We start from the raw sequence: 17344 nt of genomic DNA, 5'->3' as shown, positions 1-17344 counted from the left end.
CGGCTCCGCCGTGTGGCGGGGCAGGCCCCGCACCCCGTACCGCGCTCCGCGCGGTGTCCTCAAACTCCCCCTACGGCCTGAAGTTGCCTGGCAACTTCAGCCTCGCCGGCGTTTGAGGCGCGGGGGTACGGGGGCAGAGCCCCCGAAACACCGCGCGGAGCGCGGTGGCGGGTCCGGGCGGAGCCCGGTTACGGGAAGGGGCGGGGTGGGGGAACAGCCCCGCGCAGCGGACCCGGCGGCGTCACGCCCCGCCGTCCAGTTCCTTCTGCCCGTCGCCACCCTTGCCGAGCTTCCGCTCGCGCTCCCGTTCCGCCCGCTCCGCCTTGAGCCGCTGCTTCTCCGCCCTCGTGAGCTTGCGTTCCACGCCCACGCCGCCCATCAGCGCCAGGCCCCTGATGATCACTCGGGGTGCGCCCGGGTCCGGGTCCGCCTCCACGCTGCCGTGTTCGTCGAAGCCGCCCATCAGGCCGATGCCCCTGACCTCCACGTTCAGGCCGGGCGGGACGACGACCTGGATGCCGCCCATGATCGCGACGCAGTCGATCACCGTCTCGCGGTCCTCGAACCGGGCCTCCCGCAGGTCGAGCTCGCCGCCGCCCATCAGCGTGAACGCCGTGAACCTCCGGCCGACCGTCCATGTCCCCCGGCGTGAGAAGCCGCCCCAGAACGAGAACGCGCCGCTCGACGTCGCCGGGCCGCCGACGCGGCCTGCCCAGGAGGCGCGTGCCGGTGTCGTGGTGGACGCCGCGCCGGACGTCGTGCCCGGTGCCGGCAGGTCCCGTACCAGCGGCTCCAAGTCGCCGTGCGTACGCGCACGGTAGGCCGCGTCCAGGCGCTGGTCGAACTCCTCCATGTCGAGGCGGCCCTCGGCCACGGCGTCCCGCAACCGCTCGGCGACCCGCTCCCTCTCGGCATCGGAGGCACGCATCTCAGGGAGTTCGCTCGTCATACCGCCAGCCTAGTCAAGCAAGCGGCCCCGCAGAACGTTCCGCGTACATCTTCGCGATCACCGCTTCGATGTCCGGCTCCCGCACCGACAGGTCAACCAGCGGGTACCGTTCGGCCAGCGCCGCGACCAGCGGCGCCGCGGAGAGCGACGCCGGGAAGGCCAGCCACTGCCGCGGCCCCTCGACCTTCAGCGTCCGCGCCGACCCGATCTCGATCGGCGGCAGTTCCCGCTCCAGGTCCACGACCAGGGTGCGCTCGCTCTCGCCCACCTCGTGCAGCCCGGCCAGGGGCCCGTCGTACATGAGCCGCCCGTGGTCGATGACCATGACCCGCTTGCACAGCTGCTCGATGTCGGTCAGATCGTGCGTGGTGAGCAGGACCGTCGTGCCGCGTTCCGCGTTCAGGTCACGCAGGAACCCCCGCACCTTGGCTTTGGAGATGACGTCGAGACCGATGGTCGGCTCGTCCAGGTACAGCACTTCCGGGTCGTGCAGCAGCGCCGCGGCGATGTCGCCGCGCATCCGCTGCCCGAGCGAGAGCTGACGCACCGGCACGTCCAACAACTCTGCCAGGTCCAGCAGTTCGACGCAGCGGTCCAGGTTCTGCCGGAACGTGGCGTCGGGGATGCGGTACATGCGGTGCATGAGGCGGTACGAGTCGCGCAGCGGCAGGTCCCACCACAGGGTGGTGCGCTGCCCGAACACCACCCCGATCCGCTGCGCCAGCCGTGTCCGCTCCCGCGACGGGTCGATGCCCGCGACCCGGAGCCGGCCGCCGCTGGGCGTGAGGATGCCGGTGAGCATCTTGATCGTGGTGGACTTGCCGGCGCCGTTCGGGCCGATGTAGCCGACCATCTCGCCGCGCGGGACGGTGAAACTGATCCCGTCGACCGCCCGCACCTGGTACTTCTCCCGGCGCAGCCGCCCGACCTTGCGCCGTACGTCGAAGACCTTCTCGACGCCGTCGAGTTCGATGAAATCCACTGTGTCCTCAGCTTCCGGTACTGCGGTACGAACGGAGCCCGACCCGCCAGGCCAGTCCGGCGAGCCCGAGGCAGCCCGCGGCGACGACGGGCGGCAGCAGGGCGAACCAGTCGGGCAGGCCGAGCGGATCCTCACGGCCCAGCACGTACAGCGACGGCATCCAGTTGACGAAGGCCAGCGGCACGACGAACGTCACCCCGCGCACGAGGTCCTTCGCGAAGATCGACGGCGGGTACTGGAGCAGCGTGTTCCCGCCGTACGTGAAGGAGCTCTGCACCTCGGCCGCGTCCTGCGCGAGGAACTGGAACGCGCCGCCCGCCACGAACACCGACGCGAAGATCGCCCCGCCGCACAGCAGCATCAGCGGCACCATCGCGGCCTTGGCCGCCGTCCACTCGACGTCGAGCGTCCACAGCGCGTACGCGAGCACCATCAGACCCTGTGTCACCCGGCCGAGCCGGCGCAGCGCGAACCGGTCGGCGGCGACCTGCGCGAGGACCGGCACGGGCCGCACCAGCAGGGTGTCCAGGGTGCCGTCGCGCACCCGTCGTCCGAGCCGGTCCATGGAGCCCATCACCAGGTCGGCGAGGCCGAAGGCGGTACTGGTGGTCCCGTACAGGAACGCGATCTCGGGCAGCGAGTAGCCGCCCAGCGCGTCGACGTGGGAGAACATGAGCAGGATCGCGACGAAGTCGAACGCGGTGGCCGTGAAGTTCCCGAGCGTCGTCATCGCGAACGACGCGCGGTAGGCCATCGTCGAGCGCACCCACATCGCCACGATCAGCCCGTACGCCCTGAGCGCGTCAGCCACCCTGGACCACCACCCTGCGGGTCGCCACGGACTGCAGCATCCGGCCTGCCGCGAGCAGCGCCAGTGCCCAGCCGCCCTGGAAGGCGTACACCTGGAGCAGGTCCCAGCCTGTGTGCTTGCCGAGGAACACGTCCGCGGGCACCTGAAGCAGCGACGACCAGGGCAGTGCCCGCGCCACCTCGCCCAGCAGACCGGGGAACAGGCTCAGCGGCAGCAGCATCCCGGAGAAGAAGAGTCCCGCCAGCCAGCACATCTGCATCACCCCGGCGCCGTCCATCAGCCAGAACGCCGACAGCGACACCAGGAACCGCACCGCGAAGCTCACCACCACGCCGAGCGCCACGGACAGCAGGAACGCCGCCCAGATCCACGGCGATCCCGGCAGTGCCAGGTCGAACGCCAGGGCGCCGAGCACCATCGGCACGATGCCCCGCCCCAGCAGATGGAAGGCCGCCCGCCCCAGGTCCCCCGCGAGCCACCAGAGTTGGAGGTCGGCGGGGCGGTAGAGGTCGATGGCGATGTCGCCGGTACGGATCCGCTCGATCAGCTCGTCCTCGAAACCGCCGCCCATCATGGCGCAGGTCATCAGCAGCGCCTGTCCCAGCCACACATAGGTGAGCGCTTCCGACTGGTCGTACCCGCCGAGCTGCGGGCGCTCGTCCCACAGGGCGATATAGGTGTACGCCAGGATGAAGCCGAAAACGGTGTTGGTGAACACCCCGGCCGCCGTCGCCACCCGATACGTCGCATGGCGCCGGAACCCACCCGCTGCGACGACCGCGTAAAGCCGCACAGCCACTCCCCCTTCATGCGTCCGCCCAGGCACCAAAGCGCACGACCCTAGCCCAGGGCGACTGGCCATCGCGAGGGGATTTACGACGCCGGAAGCGCCCGGATACGGAGGTTATCGACACAAAAAGTGCAGTATGTGTGCCATGAGCGACGAGCCGCAGCAGCAGGGCTGGACACCCCGGGACGCGACGGCAGCCGACCCGCCCGACACGGACAAGCGGCACGGCACGGAGACCGGTCCCGACGACACGGACCAGGCCCCCGGGGAGGACGAGACCCCCGAGGCGGACGAGGCACGCGCCGACGACGAGGACAGCAACGACGACGAGGCGCGCGCCGAAGAGGAAGCCGGCGACGACGAGGAACCCGCCACGGGACAGGCCGCCCCCGCGGACGAGGACCCCGACGGCGACGAGGAACCCGACCGGCCGGCCTCCTCCCCGCACAAGGAACAGGCCGGAGCGACGGCGACCGCCGCGATGAACGCCCGCACGAAGAAGGGCCGCGCATCCCGCCCCAAGCGCACCGGCTGGCGGCGCGCCGTCCCCACCTGGCGCGTCACACTCGGCGCCCTGCTCTTCGCCTCACTGCTCGTCATCGGCGGCCTCGTCACCGGCTACCTGCTCGTCGACATCCCGCCCGCCAACGCCGCGGCCACCGCCCAGACCAACGTCTACCTCTACGAGGACGGCACCCACATCGCCCGCGACGGCGACGTCAACCGCGAGAACGTCTCCCTCGACAAGATCCCCCTCCCCGTCCGGCGCGCCGTACTCGCCGCCGAGGACCGCGACTTCTACAGCGCCCCCGCCATCGACCCCATGGCCATGGTGCGCGCCGCCTGGAACACCGTCACCGGCAAGGGCAAACAGTCCGGCTCCACCATCACCCAGCAGTACGTCAAGAACTACTACCTCGGCCAGGAACAGACCATCACCCGCAAGGTGAAGGAGTTCTTCATCGCGATCAAGCTCGGCCGCAACCAGAGCAAGAACGAGATCCTCGAGGGCTACCTCAACACCAGCTACTTCGGCCGCAACGCCTACGGCATCCAGGCCGCCGCGCACGCCTACTACGGCAAGGACGTCGAAGACCTCGACATCGCGCAGGGCGCCTACCTCGCCTCCCTCCTCAACGCCCCCAACGCCTACGACGTCGCCACCTACCCCGAGAACAAGCAGGCGGCGCTCGCCCGCTGGAAGTACGTCCTCGGCGGCATGGTGAAGGAGAAGTGGCTCAGCGCGGCGGACCGGGCGGACCTGACCTTCCCGATGCCGGAACGGGCGAAGCCCGTCAGCGGACTCTCCGGCCAGGGCGGCTACATCGTCCAGGCCGTGAAGGACTACCTCGCGGCACGCGGCATCCTCGACGAGAAGACACTCGCCACCGGCGGCCACCGGATCACCACCACACTCCAGCGCGGAAAGCAGGACGCACTCTCCGCCGCCGTCGACGAACAGGTGAACTCGGAACTCGACAGCGAACGCGAGGCCGACCGCAACGTCCGCGTCGGCGGCGTCTCCGTCGAACCGGCCACCGGCAAGGTCGTCGCCATGTACGGCGGGATCGACTACACAAAACAGTTCGTCAACAACGCCACCCGCCGCGACTACCAGGTCGGCTCCACCTTCAAACCGTTCGTCATCGCCGCCGCCGTGGAGAACCGCTCCACCACCCAGGACGGCCACCCCATCAACCCCAACACCGTCTACGTCGGCGACAGCAAACGCCCCGTCCAGGGCTGGACCGGCGCACGCTACGCCCCCGAGAACGAGGACGACGTCTCCTACGGCCCCATCCCCGTCCGCAGGGCCGCCGACGAATCCGTCAACGCCGTCTTCGCACAGATGGCGGTCGACGTCGGCCCCTCCCGCGTCATGGACACCGCCATCGCCCTCGGCCTCCCCAGGACCACCCCCGACCTCAGCCCCTCCCCCTCCATCGCCCTCGGCCCCGCCACCGCCAGCGTCCTCGACATGGCAGGCGCGTACGCCACCCTCGCCAACCACGGCAAACACACCGACTACACACTCGTCGAGAGCATCACCAAGAACGGCGCCGAGGTGCCGCTCCCCGAACCGAGCAGCGAACAGGCCGTCACACGCGAGGCCGCCGACACCACCACCGCCGTCCTGCGCGGCGTCGTCGACGGCGGCACCGGCTCCGCCGCCCAGTCGGCCGGCCGACCCGCCGCCGGCAAGACCGGCACCGCGGAGGAGGACCGGGCCGCCTGGTTCGCCGGCTACACCCCCGAACTGGCCACCGTCATCGCCGTCATGGGCCAGAACCCGAAGACCGGCGCCCAGACACCGCTGTACGGGGCGCTGGGCATGTCACGCATCAACGGCGGCGGCGCCCCCGCCCAGATCTGGGGCCAGTACACGGCCGCCGCCCTCGAAGGCACCCCCGTCCAGGGCTTCGACCTGCGTCTCGCGCCCGGCTCGAACGAGCCGCCGCCGGGACAGCGCGACCCCCGGAGCCCGGAGTCCGGCAACCCCGAAGACCCCTACCGGCCCCGCGACCCCGGCGAGCAGGCCGGCACCGGCCGCGACGGCGGCCCCTACGGAGTCGGCGGCGCGGGCAGCCGGCCTGGCCTCGGCGAAGGACCCGGCACCGGCCCCGCAGGGCCCCCCGGGCGGATCCCCCGCCCAGGGCCCCCCGGGCGGATCCCCCGCACACCGACCGGGGCCGGCAGCCCCACCGCACCCGTCACACCCGTCGCACCCGACCCTGCGACACCGCCGGCCGGCCCCACCGGACCGGCCGCCCGGCCCCACTGAACCCGCAGGTCGGCGGAACCGCGACCTCGGGGCACCCGGCAGCCCTCAGCGGCTCAGTGCCCCGAGGTCGCCTTGAGACCGACCACCGCGACCAGCAGCAGACACACGAAGAAGATCCGGGCAGCGGTCACCGGCTCGTCCAGCACCAACATGCCGACCACGGCCGCACCGGCCGCACCGATCCCCACCCACACCCCGTAGGCCGTGCCGATCGGCAGTGACTTCGCCGCATACGACAGCAGCAACATGCTCGCGACGATCCCCGCACCGGTGAACACACTCGGCCACAGCCTGGTGAAACCCTCGGTGAACTTCATACCGATCGACCAGCCCACCTCGAGCAGACCGGCGACAACAAGCAGGACCCAGGCCATGACGGCACCTCCGAGACGCGGAACAACGCGAACAACAACGGGGTGCGTCGTCTTTTCCTACCCGGTACGGCGCGTCTCGTCGGGGTCACTCCAACGTAGCAAAAGACGCCCCCGGGGCAGACGAAAGGGCCGGTGACCTCCGCCACCGGCCCTGACTGCCGCCGCCCCGGGACAGCCCGCGTACCCGCGCTACAGATACAGCCCCGTCGAATCCTCCGAGCCCTGGAAACGGTCGGCCGCCACCGCGTGCAGATCCCGCTCCCGCATCAACGCGTACGCAACGCCCCGCACCTCGACCTCCGCCCGGTCCTCCGGGTCGTACAGCACCCGGTCCCCGGGCTCCACCGTCCGCACGCTCTGCCCGACCGCGACCACCTCGGCCCAGGACAGACGCCGACCCACCGCAGCGGTCGCCGGGATGACGATGCCGCCGGTGGAACGCCGCTCACCCTCCGGAATGTCGGTCCTCACCAGCACACGGTCGTGCAGCATCCGGATGGGCAGCTTGTCGTGCTGGGGACTGTGCTCATGACTCTTGGCGCTCACGCGACGAACCTACCTGCCACGGCCACCCCCAGGGGTCCCAGGGTCACAAACGGCGCCTGCGCGCCGACACGGCGAGCAGACCCACCAGACCGACCGCCACCAGCGCCACAGGCACCAGCCGCTCCAGCCTCGGCGACCCGTCGTCGGACACGAACTGCGCCTTCACGTCCGAAACGGACCGGTTCACCGCGACGAAAGCACGCCCCGCCGTCCGGTCCACCGTCGAGGCGACCTTGGCCTTCGCGTCACCGATGACCGTCTTCGGGTGCACACGCACACCGATCTCGTCGAGCGTCTCGGCGAGCCGCTCGCGCCTGCGGACGATGTCCGCCTCGATCTGCGCAGGGGTCCTGGCATCCGACACCGCGCTGCCTCCGTGGTCGTGTCCGGTAATCCTTCGTCGACAGTCTGTCAGCTCACCCGCCACCGCACCCGACGGCACCCCCATTACGCTCGACGCCGTACGCCCCGAAGCACACCGAGGAGAACCATGAGCGAGCGACTCCAGCCCGGCGACACCGCCCCCGCCTTCACCCTTCCCGACGCCGACGGCAACGAGGTCTCGCTCGCGGACCACAAGGGCCGCAAGGTGATCGTGTACTTCTACCCCGCCGCGCTCACCCCAGGCTGCACCAAGCAGGCCTGCGACTTCACCGACAACCTCGAACTGCTGGCCGGCGCCGGCTACGACGTCATCGGCGTGTCACCGGACAAGCCCGAGAAGCTGGCCAAGTTCCGCGAGAAGGAGTCCCTCAAGGTCACGCTCGTCGGCGACCCCTCCAAGGAGGTCCTTGAGGCATACGGCGCATTCGGCGAGAAGAAGCTCTACGGCAAGACGGTGACCGGCGTGATCCGCTCCACCGTCGTCGTCGACGAGGAGGGCAAGGTCGAGCGCGCCCTGTACAACGTCAAGGCCACCGGCCACGTCGCCAAGATCATCAAGGACCTCGGCATCTGAGCCGGGCCCTCATCCCCCTTTCCGCACCCTTTCCGACCGAGCGCACAAATTGTGACCGAAGTCCCATTCGCGTGGGACTTCGGTTTGCGGTTGGCGCGAGGGAGCAGACGATGCTCTTGGAAGAGGAGTCCAGGAAAGGAACAGGTCATGGCGGAAAGCGGCCAGGAACCTAAGGCCGATCCCGCAGCGATCAAACGCCACCCCGTACTCTTCCGCACGATCAAACAGCGGAGGAACCCCAAACTGCGGCGGACCGACATCACGGTCACCGACGAAGCAGCGGTCAAGCGAGCGGTGAAAGCCGCCTCGCTCGGCAACGCCATGGAGTGGTTCGACTTCGGGATCTACAGCTACCTGGCCGTCACCATCGGCCACGTCTTCTTCCCGTCGGAGAACGACACGGTCCAGCTGCTCTCCTCCTTCGCGACCTTCGCCGTCGCCTTCCTCGTTCGCCCGCTCGGCGGCATGGTCTTCGGGCCCCTCGGCGACAAGCTCGGCCGCAAGAAGGTGCTCGCCGCGACGATGATCATGATGGCGATCGGCACGGGCGCCATCGGCCTGATCCCCTCGTACGCCACCATCGGATTCTGGGCGCCCGTCCTGCTGATCCTCTTCCGCCTCGTACAGGGCTTCTCCACCGGCGGCGAATACGGCGGCGCGTCCACCTTCATCGCCGAGTACGCCCCCGACAAACGACGCGGCTTCTTCGGCAGCTTCCTCGAACTCGGCACGCTCGCCGGCTACGTCGGCGCGGCCGGGCTGGTCACGTTCCTCACCGCATGGCTCGGCAACGACGCCATGGAGGCCTGGGGCTGGCGGCTGCCCTTCCTCGTCGCCGCACCACTGGGCCTCGTCGGTGTCTACCTGCGGCTGAAGCTCGACGAGACCCCTGCCTTCCAGAAGCTCGAAGCGGAGTCCGCGCACGCCTCGGAGGCGGCCGACGCCGTCGAGACGACGGCCAAGGGCGACCTCGCCGACATCTTCCGCAAGTACTGGCCGACGCTGATCCTGTGCATCGCCCTCGTCGGCGCGTACAACATCACCGACTACATGCTGCTGTCGTACATGCCGACCTACCTGTCCGACGAACTCGGCTACAGCGAGACGCACGGCCTGCTCATCCTGATCGGCGTCATGGTCTTCCTGATGGCGATCATCAACCAGGTGGGCCGTCTGAACGACCGCTTCGGCCGCAAACCCCTGCTCATGGCGGGCATGCTCGGATTCCTCTTCCTGTCGGCACCCGCGTTCCTGCTGATCGGTCAGGGAAGTGTCCTGGCGATGGCCACGGGCATGCTGATGCTGGGCCTGTCCCTGGTCTGCCTCCTCGGCACGATGTCCGCGGCCCTGCCGGCGCTCTTCCCCACCCACGTCCGGTACGGCTCCCTCTCCGTCGGCTACAACCTCTCCGCGTCCCTCTTCGGCGGCACCACCCCCCTGGTGATCACCGCCCTGATCAGCCTGACGGGCAGCAACCTGATGCCGGCGTACTACGCCATGGCGGCGGCCCTGGTCGGCGTGATCGCGGTGGCATGCATGAAGGAGACGGCCCAGCAGCCCCTGGACGGCTCGCCCCCGTCGGTGAGCACGAAGGAGGAGGCCGCCGACATGGTCCTGGCGGCGGCCCCGGAGCCGAAGTTCTGACCGGTTCGCGAGGAACGGCCCGCCCCGGCAATCGGGACGGGCCATTCTGTTTATCGGCAGTAACTGTCCGATAAACGGTTCGTTACTCCGTACGGGACCGCGAACACGCGGCCGGGACGGAGGGGACGATGCCGGCGAGTCCGTACCCGGGAGCGCCTGACCGAGGCGGCGAGATCGTCACGGACACTGAGCGAGGCGCTGATGAGGCTGGGGGTGGATCCGAAGAGCCCGACGCGGCGCTACGTCCTCGGGCGCATGCGGCGGATGAACGTAGACACATCGCACTTCGAGCGGGAGGGCGTCCGGTGGACCAAGGAGGTTCTGGAGCCCGCTGTCGCCGCGTCAACGACTATGTGCGAAGTGCTGAGGCGGCTCGGCCTCGAAGTGGTGGGCGGCCATCACACGCACATCAGCCGCCGTGTCAGAGCCCTCGGCATCGACACGTCACACTTCACCCGACCCGATCGCGCAGGAGAAAGCCGATCGCGCCGGACTCCACAGACATTGCTCTCCGTCCAGGATCCCGTCGACGCACGCCGTGTTCCGGGCGAGCGCCTGCGACGGGCGATGGTTGCGCTCGGAGTCCTTGAACGCTGCGCGCTCTGCGGCACCGAGCCTCTGTGGCGAGGGCGCCCCCTGCCACCGGAAGTGGATCACGTGAACGGGGACTGGCGGAACAACAGGCTGGAGAACCTTCGCCTCTTGTGTCCGAACTGCCACTCGGCGACCGACACGTATCGGGGCAGGGCGAAGACCCGGCGGAACACCACACGCGCCGGGGCGGGAACATGAGCGGGGCTCGTCGGTACCCGCCGAGGTGCTCGCCGAGGCCGCCGGGACCTGCGCCGACATCGACGAGGTGATCGCCTTTCTCGGCACCCGGCCGTACAAGAACCTGCAGCGCCATCTGCTCAGGCGTTTCGCGTACTACGGCATCGATGTGTCGCACTTCCCGCGACCGCGTCGCGGGCCTCACGGGGCCCAGCCGTCACGTGGGGCGTCGCACGAAGACCGCTCTGCTGCGCCGTGCCCTGCACGAGATCGACGTTCCCGAGTTGTGCGACGAGTGCGGGACCGGCCCCGTGTGGTTCGGTCGGCCGATGACACTGGAGGTCGATCACATCAACGGCGACCACAACGACGACCGACGGGAGAACCTGCGGCTACTGTGCCCCAACTGCCATGCGATCACCAGCACTTGGTGCAGGGGTGGACGGGGGCGAACACGGTAGGCAGGTTCGGCTCAACGACGCGGGCCCTGCCCAGTACAGTAGTGGCGCGGTGCACGCGCCCGTACGCCAAGGGCGAGCGGCGATCTTTAGGTGGTCGTGTTTGTCGGTTCGAATCCGACCGGGCGCACACTGATTGCGAGGGCCCGGTTCGCGCAGGTCGCGATCCGGGCCCTCAGCGCTGCGCCGGCTCAGCCCAGCAGGTCCTTCACCACCGGCACCAGCGCCCGGAACGCCTTGCCGCGGTGGCTGATCGCGTTCTTCTCGTCCGGGGTCAGTTCCGCGCAGGTACGGCTTTCGCCCTCCGGCTGGAGGATCGGGTCGTAGCCGAAGCCGTTCGTGCCGTGCGGGGAGCGGCGGAGGGTGCCCCGGAGGCGGCCTTCCACGACGCGTTCCGTGCCGTCGGGGAGGGCGAGGGCGGCGGCGCAGGCGAAGTGGGCGCCGCGGTGGGGGGTGTCGATGTCGAGGAGTTGCGCGAGGAGCAGTTCGAGGTTCGCCTGATCGTCGCCGTGGCGGCCGGACCACCTCGCGGAGAAGATGCCGGGCGCGCCGCCGAGGACGTCGACGCAGAGGCCGGAGTCGTCGGCGACGGCGGGCAGGCCGGTGGCCTTGGCGAGGGCGTGCGCCTTGAGGAGGGCGTTCTCGGCGAAGGTGACGCCGGTCTCCTTGACGTCCGGGATCTCCGGGTAGGCGTCCGCGCCGACGAGTTCGTGGGTGATGCCCGCGTCGGCGAGGATGGCCCTGAGTTCGGTGATCTTTCCGGCGTTGCGTGTGGCGAGGATCAGTCGGGTCATGTCCCGATTATCGGGGTCACCCGGGGGTGCAGACCTTGCCGATCTCGGTGGCCGCGTCGGTGACGGGGGTGATGTCGGGGGTGGCGTCGCCGTTCTCTATGGACTTGCGGACGTTGTCGACGCCGGTGCCGAGGTCGTCGACGGCCTTGGTGAGGTCGGCGTTGTCGGTCTTGTCGCCGAGGCTGTCGAGTTCGCGGTCTATGTCGTCGAGTGCCTCGCGGGCCTTGGTGGGGTCCTCGGTGGCGCTGGAGACGGCTTCTTGGAGCTTGTTGACGCTGGTGGCGATGGCGTCGGCCGTCTCGACGCAGTCGAGTGCCTTGTCGAGGGCGCTGCAGCCGGTGGCTGCGGGCACGATGAGGGCAGCGGCGGCGATGGTGAGTGCGATGCGGCGGCGCGCAGACATTCTGACGGTCCTCCCCGGATACGGACGGGCGCACGGTTCGGCCCGTGCGCCCGTATCGACTACGACGCCCCGTGGGGGCTTCTTGGTTGCTTCTTTACCTGGCGGTTTCTGTCCGCGGGTTGTCCTGGCGGGCAGGAATCGCGTCTTTCGGCAGGGCTACTGGGCGCTCTGTCCGAGGGCCTCGGCCTGGAGGGCGGCGAGGTCGGCGCAGCCTCCGGTGGCGAGGTCGAGGAGTGCGTTGAGCTCCTTGCGGTCGAAGGGCTCGGCCTCGGCGGTGCCCTGGACCTCGACGAAGCGGCCGTCGCCGGTGCAGACCACGTTCATGTCGGTCTCGGCGCGGACGTCCTCCTCGTAGCAGAGGTCGAGGAGGGGGGTGCCGTCGACGATGCCGACGCTGACGGCGGCGACGGTGCCGGTGAGGGGCTTGCGGCCGGGCTTGACGATCTTTTTGGTCTGGGCCCAGGCGATGGCGTCGGCGAGGGCGACGTAGGCGCCGGTGATGGCGGCGGTGCGGGTGCCGCCGTCGGCCTGGAGGACGTCGCAGTCGAGGACGACGGTGTTCTCGCCGAGTGCTTTGTAGTCGATGACGGCGCGCAGGGAGCGGCCGATGAGGCGGCTGATCTCGTGGGTGCGGCCGCCGATCTTGCCGCGTACGGATTCGCGGTCGCCGCGGGTGTTGGTGGAGCGGGGGAGCATGGAGTACTCGGAGGTGACCCAGCCTTCGCCGCTGCCCTTGCGCCAGCGGGGGACGCCTTCGGTGAAGGAGGCGGTGCAGAAGACCTTGGTGTCTCCGAAGGAGATGAGGACGGAGCCCTCGGCGTGCTTGCTCCATCCGCGTTCGATGGTGACGGGGCGGAGCTGTTCGGGGGTGCGGCCGTCGATGCGAGACATGGGCCGAGCCTATCGGCAGATGGGTGAGGGGCCTGTTCCGCTCGGTCGGAATCAGGCCCCTCGTGCGTCGGTGTCCGCTCAGGTCACATCATGTCTTCGATGTCGGCGGCGATCGGGTCGGCGTCGGTGCCGATGACGACCTGGACGGCGGTACCCATCTTGACGACGCCGTGGGCGCCGGCGGCCTTGAGGGCGGCTTCGTCGACAAGGCTGGGGTCCGCGACCTCGGTACGGAGGCGGGTGATGCAGCCTTCGATCTCCTCGATGTTGTCGATTCCGCCGAGCCCGGCGACGATCTTCTCAGCCTTGCTGGCCATGTCTTTCTCCCTGCGTTCGGAGCGTTGAGCGTCCGGCCCACCGCCTCGGCCCACCGTAGGTCCGGGTTGTCACGGTAACGCACGGTTGGCCCATCTTCACGGGCGAGTAACCGTCTTGTATCGAAAGATGACGATCACCGGTGCCCTGTCTCGCGACCGGGCCCCAGGACCGTATCGCGACTGGTCTACACCAGTCTGCAACAGCTGCCAAACCAGGCCTGTTCCGGGAGGAAGCCGATGGGCACCGAGAGCGCGGCAGCGCCGCGGCGGAAATGGTGGAACGGACTCTTCCAAGGGCTTCAGAAGGTCGGCCGCAGCCTGCAGCTCCCGGTCGCCGTGCTGCCCGCGGCGGGTCTGCTGGTCAGCCTCGGCAACCTGTTCGACGCCTCGTTGGACGGCCCGTTCTGGGATCGGACCGCGGAGGTCCTGATCAAGGGCGGGGGTGGCATCCTCGACGGCAGCCTGGGCCTGCCCCTGCTGTTCTGCATCGGCGTCGCGATCGGCTTCGCGAAGAAGGCCGACGGTTCGACCGCCCTCGCGGCGGTGGCGGGCTTCCTCGTGTACTACAACGTCCTGCGGGCCTTCCCGGTCGACGGCACGGTGACGGAGGCGATGCCGGACGGCACTCCGCAGAACCCGGGGGTGCTCGGCGGCATCCTGATCGGTCTGCTGACGGCCGTGATCTGGCAGCGGTACCACCGCACCCGGCTGGTGGACTGGCTGGGCTTCTTCAACGGGCGCCGGCTCGTCCCGATCATCATGGCGTTCGTCTGCTGTGTGCTGGGTGTGCTGTTCGGTCTGCTTTGGGACCCGGTGGGCGACGCGCTGACGGCCTTCTCGAAGCGGCTGATCGACCTCGGGGCCTGGGGCGCGGGGATCTTCGGCGTCGCGAACCGGCTGCTGATCCCGGTCGGTATGCATCAGTTCCTGAACACGTTCTTCTGGTTCCAGGCGGGTGAGTACCAGGGCGAGGACGGCACGGTGGTGCAGGGCGACCTGACCCGCTTCTTCGCGGGGGACCCCGACGCGGGTCTTTTCATGTCGGGCTTCTTCCCGATCATGATGTTCGGTCTCCCGGCGGCCGCCCTGGCGATCACCCACTGCGCCCGGCCGGAACACCGCAAGCGGGTGGGCGGCCTGATGTTCTCGGTCGGCCTGACGTCGTTCGTGACGGGCGTGACGGAGCCGATCGAGTTCTCGTTCATGTTCGTGGCGCCGCTGCTGTACGGGCTGCATGCGCTGCTGACCGGGGCGTCGATGGCGATCACGTGGGCACTGGGGGTGCACGCGGGCTTCAGCTTCTCCGCGGGCCTGATCGACTACGTCGTCAACTGGCACCTGGATACGAAGCCGTGGCTGATCCTGCCGATCGGCGCGGGGTTCGCGGTGGTCTACTACGTGGTCTTCCGGCTGGCGATCACTTTGTTCAACATCCCTACACCTGGGCGCGAGCCGGAGGAGATCCAGGAGGAGATGGACCGGGAGGCGACCAGGTAGAGGCCGCCGACCAGGCAGGGAAGGTCTCCGGGTGCCCGGCTCCCGGAGGCCTTTTGCGCGCATTGACCGGATCGTTATCGGGTCCGGAAAATTCGCAGGTTCCTTATCTAACCCTCACCGTGCTACAACAGGTCTACACCACTCAATGGTGTAGACCATGCGGTCCAGACCACAGGCCGCATTCCCCTTTTTTGAGACGCCGCCCTCCCCGTAGTCCTGTCCTCCGGCGGCGCCTTGCCCACTGGAGGAAGTTGATGTCCACGGCCAGCGCCGCCCCAGAGGCGGACAAGAAGAAGACGGGCGCAGGCGTGATGGCTGTCATGCAGCGCATCGGCCGCAGCCTGATGCTGCCCGTCGCCGTGCTGCCCGCCGCCGCGCTCCTGGTGCGCTTCGGCCAGGCGGACATGCTCGGCAAGGAGTCGTTCCCCGAGTTCATCACCAAGATCGCCGGTTACATGGCGGCCGGTGGTGGCGCTCTGCTCGACAACATGCCGCTGCTGTTCGCCGTCGGCATCGCCATCGGCTTCGCGAAGAAGTCCGACGGTTCGACCGCGCTCGCTGCCGTGACCGGCTACCTGGTCTTCAAGAGCGTGCTGGCCCAGTTCACGGACAGCAACCTGCCGAAGGTCGCCGCCGTCGCCGACGGCAAGATCGTCATGAACGAGGCCCCGGTCAACGCCGGTGTCCTCGGCGGTGTGGTCATGGGCATCGTCGTCGCCCTGCTGTACCAGCGCTTCTACCGCACCAAGCTGCCCGACTGGGCGGGCTTCTTCGGCGGCCGGCGCCTGGTCCCGATCCTCTCCGCCTTCGCGGGTCTGGTCATCGGCATCGTCTTCGGCCTGATCTGGCCGTGGCTCGGCGCCGGTCTGCACAACCTCGGTGAGTGGCTGGTCGGCTCCGGCGCGGTCGGCGCGGGCATCTTCGGTGTCGCCAACCGGGCCCTGATCCCCGTCGGCATGCACCACCTGCTGAACTCGTTCCCGTGGCTCCAGGCCGGCTCCTACGAGGGCAAGAGCGGCGACATCGCCCGCTTCCTCGCCGGCGACCCGACGGCCGGACAGTTCATGACCGGCTTCTTCCCGATCATGATGTTCGCCCTCCCGGCGGCCTGCCTCGCGATCGTGCACTGCGCCCGCCCCGAGCGCCGCAAGGTCGTCGGCGGCATGATGTTCTCCCTCGCGCTGACCTCGTTCGTCACCGGTGTGACCGAGCCGATCGAGTTCACCTTCATGTTCATCGCGCCGGTGCTGTACGCGATCCACGCCGTGCTGACGGGTGTCTCCATGGCGCTGACCTGGGCGCTCGGGATGAAGGACGGCTTCGGCTTCTCCGCCGGCGCGATCGACTTCCTGCTCAACCTCGGTATCGCGTCCAACCCGTGGGGCCTGGCCCTGGTCGGCCTCTGCTTCGCGGCGGTCTACTACGTGGTGTTCCGCTTCGCGATCACCAAGTTCAACCTCCCCACGCCGGGCCGCGAGTCCGACGAGGAGCTCGCCGAGCTGCAGAAGGCCGAGGCGAAGTAGTCCTCGCGTCACCAAGGCCAAGGCCCCTGTCCTCCGTCGGGAGGGCAGGGGCCTTGGCCTTTGCTCCGCGGCCCGGCCCGGTGGGCCGGCCGGGCGTCAGATCTCGTAGACCGCGCCGGGACGGGCGACCTCCGTCGGGCCGTCGTACACCGCCCGGGCGTCGCGCAGCGTCTGCCCGGGGTCCGTCCACGGCGGGATGTGGGTCAGGACCAGCCGGCCCGCGTTCGCGCGCCGGGCGTAGGCCCCGGCCTCCCGGCCGTTGAGGTGGAGGTCCGGGATGTCCTCCTTGCCGTGCGTGAAGGACGCCTCGCACAGGAAGAGGTCCGCGCCCGCGGCGAGGTCGTCGAGCGCGTCGCACACACCGGTGTCGCCCGAGTACGTCAGCGTCCTGCCGCCGTGCTCCAGCCGGATGCCGTACGCCTCGACGGGATGCGCCAGTCGCTCCGTGAAGACGGAGAAGGGGCCGATCTCGAAGTGCCCCGGCTTCAGGGTCTGGAAGTCGAACACCTCGCTCATGGAGGAGGCGGAGGGCGTGTCGGCGTAGGCCGTGGTCAGACGCTGTTCTGTGCCCTCGGGGCCGTGGACCGGGATGGGTGCGCAGCGGCCGCCGTCGTGGCGGTAGTAGCGGGCGACGAAGTACCCGCACATGTCGATGCAGTGGTCCGCGTGAAGGTGGCTGAGGAAGATGGCGTCGAGATCGTAGAGACCACAGTGGCGCTGCAACTCTCCGAGGGCGCCGTTGCCCATGTCGAGGAGCAGCCGGAAGCCGTCGGCCTCTACGAGGTAGCTCGAGCAGGCCGATTCCGCGGACGGGAACGACCCGGAGCAGCCGACGACGGTGAGCTTCATGGAGC

Annotated in this window: 18 protein-coding genes, 1 tRNA gene, 1 pseudogene and 1 riboswitch; of the genes and pseudogenes, 8 read left to right on the top strand and 12 right to left on the bottom strand. The window is 69.3% G+C overall.

Features of this window, described 5'->3' with window-relative positions; all coding sequences use genetic code 11:
- Positions 1-241: 241 nt before the first annotated feature.
- Genes ACTMTU_RS23875 through ACTMTU_RS23860 form a run of 4 tightly spaced genes read right to left on the bottom strand, consistent with a single transcriptional unit; the run spans position 242 to position 3535 of the window.
- The gene (locus ACTMTU_RS23875; RefSeq protein ID WP_441265520.1) at positions 242-949 is read right to left on the bottom strand and encodes a DUF1707 SHOCT-like domain-containing protein; all 708 of its coding nucleotides are present in this window, start codon (positions 947-949) and stop codon (positions 242-244) included.
- 13 nt (positions 950-962) lie between these two features.
- Positions 963-1931, bottom strand: coding sequence for an ABC transporter ATP-binding protein (locus tag ACTMTU_RS23870; protein WP_441265519.1), 969 nt, complete (start codon positions 1929-1931; stop codon positions 963-965).
- Positions 1932-1938: 7 nt separating this feature from the next.
- Entirely contained in the window at positions 1939-2742 is an 804-nt protein-coding gene (locus ACTMTU_RS23865; protein WP_441265518.1) for an ABC transporter permease, read from the bottom strand.
- Positions 2735-3535, bottom strand: coding sequence for an ABC transporter permease (locus ACTMTU_RS23860; RefSeq protein WP_441265606.1), 801 nt, complete (start codon positions 3533-3535; stop codon positions 2735-2737). The genes ACTMTU_RS23865 and ACTMTU_RS23860 overlap by 8 nt, the downstream gene beginning before the upstream one ends.
- A gap of 142 nt (positions 3536-3677) precedes the next feature.
- Between ACTMTU_RS23860 and ACTMTU_RS23855 the strand changes: the two genes are divergently transcribed.
- A complete protein-coding gene (locus tag ACTMTU_RS23855; RefSeq protein ID WP_441265517.1) occupies positions 3678-6314 on the top strand; it encodes a transglycosylase domain-containing protein in 2637 nt (878 codons plus the stop codon).
- Between the two features lie 53 nt (positions 6315-6367).
- On the opposite strand, the gene ACTMTU_RS23850 is transcribed toward ACTMTU_RS23855, so the two are convergent.
- The 3 genes from ACTMTU_RS23850 to ACTMTU_RS23840 form a co-directional block, all read right to left on the bottom strand.
- Complete coding sequence (locus tag ACTMTU_RS23850) at positions 6368-6688, bottom strand: DMT family transporter (RefSeq protein WP_159691667.1); 321 nt, start codon at positions 6686-6688, stop codon at positions 6368-6370.
- Between the two features lie 41 nt (positions 6689-6729).
- Positions 6730-6793: riboswitch (guanidine-III (ykkC-III) riboswitch) on the bottom strand.
- Positions 6794-6877: 84 nt separating this feature from the next.
- The gene (locus ACTMTU_RS23845) at positions 6878-7234 is read right to left on the bottom strand and encodes a GroES family chaperonin (protein ID WP_005317038.1); all 357 of its coding nucleotides are present in this window, start codon (positions 7232-7234) and stop codon (positions 6878-6880) included.
- A gap of 43 nt (positions 7235-7277) precedes the next feature.
- Entirely contained in the window at positions 7278-7598 is a 321-nt protein-coding gene (locus tag ACTMTU_RS23840; RefSeq protein ID WP_441265516.1) for a DUF3618 domain-containing protein, read from the bottom strand.
- A gap of 126 nt (positions 7599-7724) precedes the next feature.
- Here ACTMTU_RS23840 and bcp point away from each other — a divergent pair, with 126 nt between their 5' ends.
- The 5 genes and pseudogenes from bcp (at position 7725) to ACTMTU_RS23815 (ending at position 11195) form a co-directional block, all read left to right on the top strand.
- The gene (gene bcp / locus ACTMTU_RS23835) at positions 7725-8192 is read left to right on the top strand and encodes a thioredoxin-dependent thiol peroxidase (RefSeq protein ID WP_441265515.1); all 468 of its coding nucleotides are present in this window, start codon (positions 7725-7727) and stop codon (positions 8190-8192) included.
- A gap of 147 nt (positions 8193-8339) precedes the next feature.
- Entirely contained in the window at positions 8340-9836 is a 1497-nt protein-coding gene (gene proP / locus ACTMTU_RS23830; RefSeq protein WP_441265514.1) for a glycine betaine/L-proline transporter ProP, read from the top strand.
- Between the two features lie 156 nt (positions 9837-9992).
- Positions 9993-10628, top strand: a complete 636-nt coding sequence (locus tag ACTMTU_RS23825) for an HNH endonuclease signature motif containing protein (RefSeq protein WP_441265605.1) — start codon at positions 9993-9995, stop codon at positions 10626-10628.
- A gap of 25 nt (positions 10629-10653) precedes the next feature.
- Positions 10654-11068, top strand: a pseudogene (locus ACTMTU_RS23820) (HNH endonuclease).
- Positions 11069-11123: 55 nt separating this feature from the next.
- Positions 11124-11195: transfer RNA gene (locus ACTMTU_RS23815), tRNA-Leu, on the top strand.
- A 61-nt stretch (positions 11196-11256) separates the two neighbouring features.
- On the opposite strand, the gene rdgB is transcribed toward ACTMTU_RS23815, so the two are convergent.
- From rdgB to ACTMTU_RS23795, 4 genes are all read right to left on the bottom strand, one after another.
- Positions 11257-11859, bottom strand: coding sequence for an RdgB/HAM1 family non-canonical purine NTP pyrophosphatase (gene rdgB, locus ACTMTU_RS23810; protein ID WP_441265513.1), 603 nt, complete (start codon positions 11857-11859; stop codon positions 11257-11259).
- Between the two features lie 16 nt (positions 11860-11875).
- The gene (locus ACTMTU_RS23805) at positions 11876-12262 is read right to left on the bottom strand and encodes a hypothetical protein (protein ID WP_441265512.1); all 387 of its coding nucleotides are present in this window, start codon (positions 12260-12262) and stop codon (positions 11876-11878) included.
- Positions 12263-12418: 156 nt separating this feature from the next.
- Positions 12419-13153, bottom strand: a complete 735-nt coding sequence (gene rph / locus ACTMTU_RS23800; RefSeq protein WP_441265511.1) for a ribonuclease PH — start codon at positions 13151-13153, stop codon at positions 12419-12421.
- Between the two features lie 83 nt (positions 13154-13236).
- Positions 13237-13524 carry a PTS glucose/sucrose transporter subunit IIB gene (locus ACTMTU_RS23795; RefSeq protein WP_268247311.1) on the bottom strand — a complete coding sequence of 96 codons (288 nt, stop codon included), beginning with the start codon at positions 13522-13524 and terminating at the stop codon, positions 13237-13239.
- A 183-nt stretch (positions 13525-13707) separates the two neighbouring features.
- Between ACTMTU_RS23795 and ACTMTU_RS23790 the strand changes: the two genes are divergently transcribed.
- Positions 13708-14967, top strand: coding sequence for a PTS transporter subunit EIIC (locus tag ACTMTU_RS23790; RefSeq protein WP_441265510.1), 1260 nt, complete (start codon positions 13708-13710; stop codon positions 14965-14967).
- A 254-nt stretch (positions 14968-15221) separates the two neighbouring features.
- The gene (locus ACTMTU_RS23785; RefSeq protein WP_441265509.1) at positions 15222-16490 is read left to right on the top strand and encodes a PTS transporter subunit EIIC; all 1269 of its coding nucleotides are present in this window, start codon (positions 15222-15224) and stop codon (positions 16488-16490) included.
- A 96-nt stretch (positions 16491-16586) separates the two neighbouring features.
- Here ACTMTU_RS23785 and ACTMTU_RS23780 read toward each other — a convergent pair whose 3' ends face one another.
- Positions 16587-17339: an MBL fold metallo-hydrolase gene (locus ACTMTU_RS23780; RefSeq protein WP_441265508.1), complete on the bottom strand. Its 753-nt coding sequence runs from the start codon at positions 17337-17339 to the stop codon at positions 16587-16589.
- Positions 17340-17344 lie beyond the last annotated feature (5 nt).

Origin of the sequence: Streptomyces sp. OZ13, from assembly GCF_052068155.1 — a bacterium.
In the GTDB taxonomy this organism is placed as follows: Bacteria; Actinomycetota; Actinomycetes; order Streptomycetales; family Streptomycetaceae; genus Streptomyces.
This window is presented reverse-complemented; position numbering and strand designations above follow the sequence as displayed.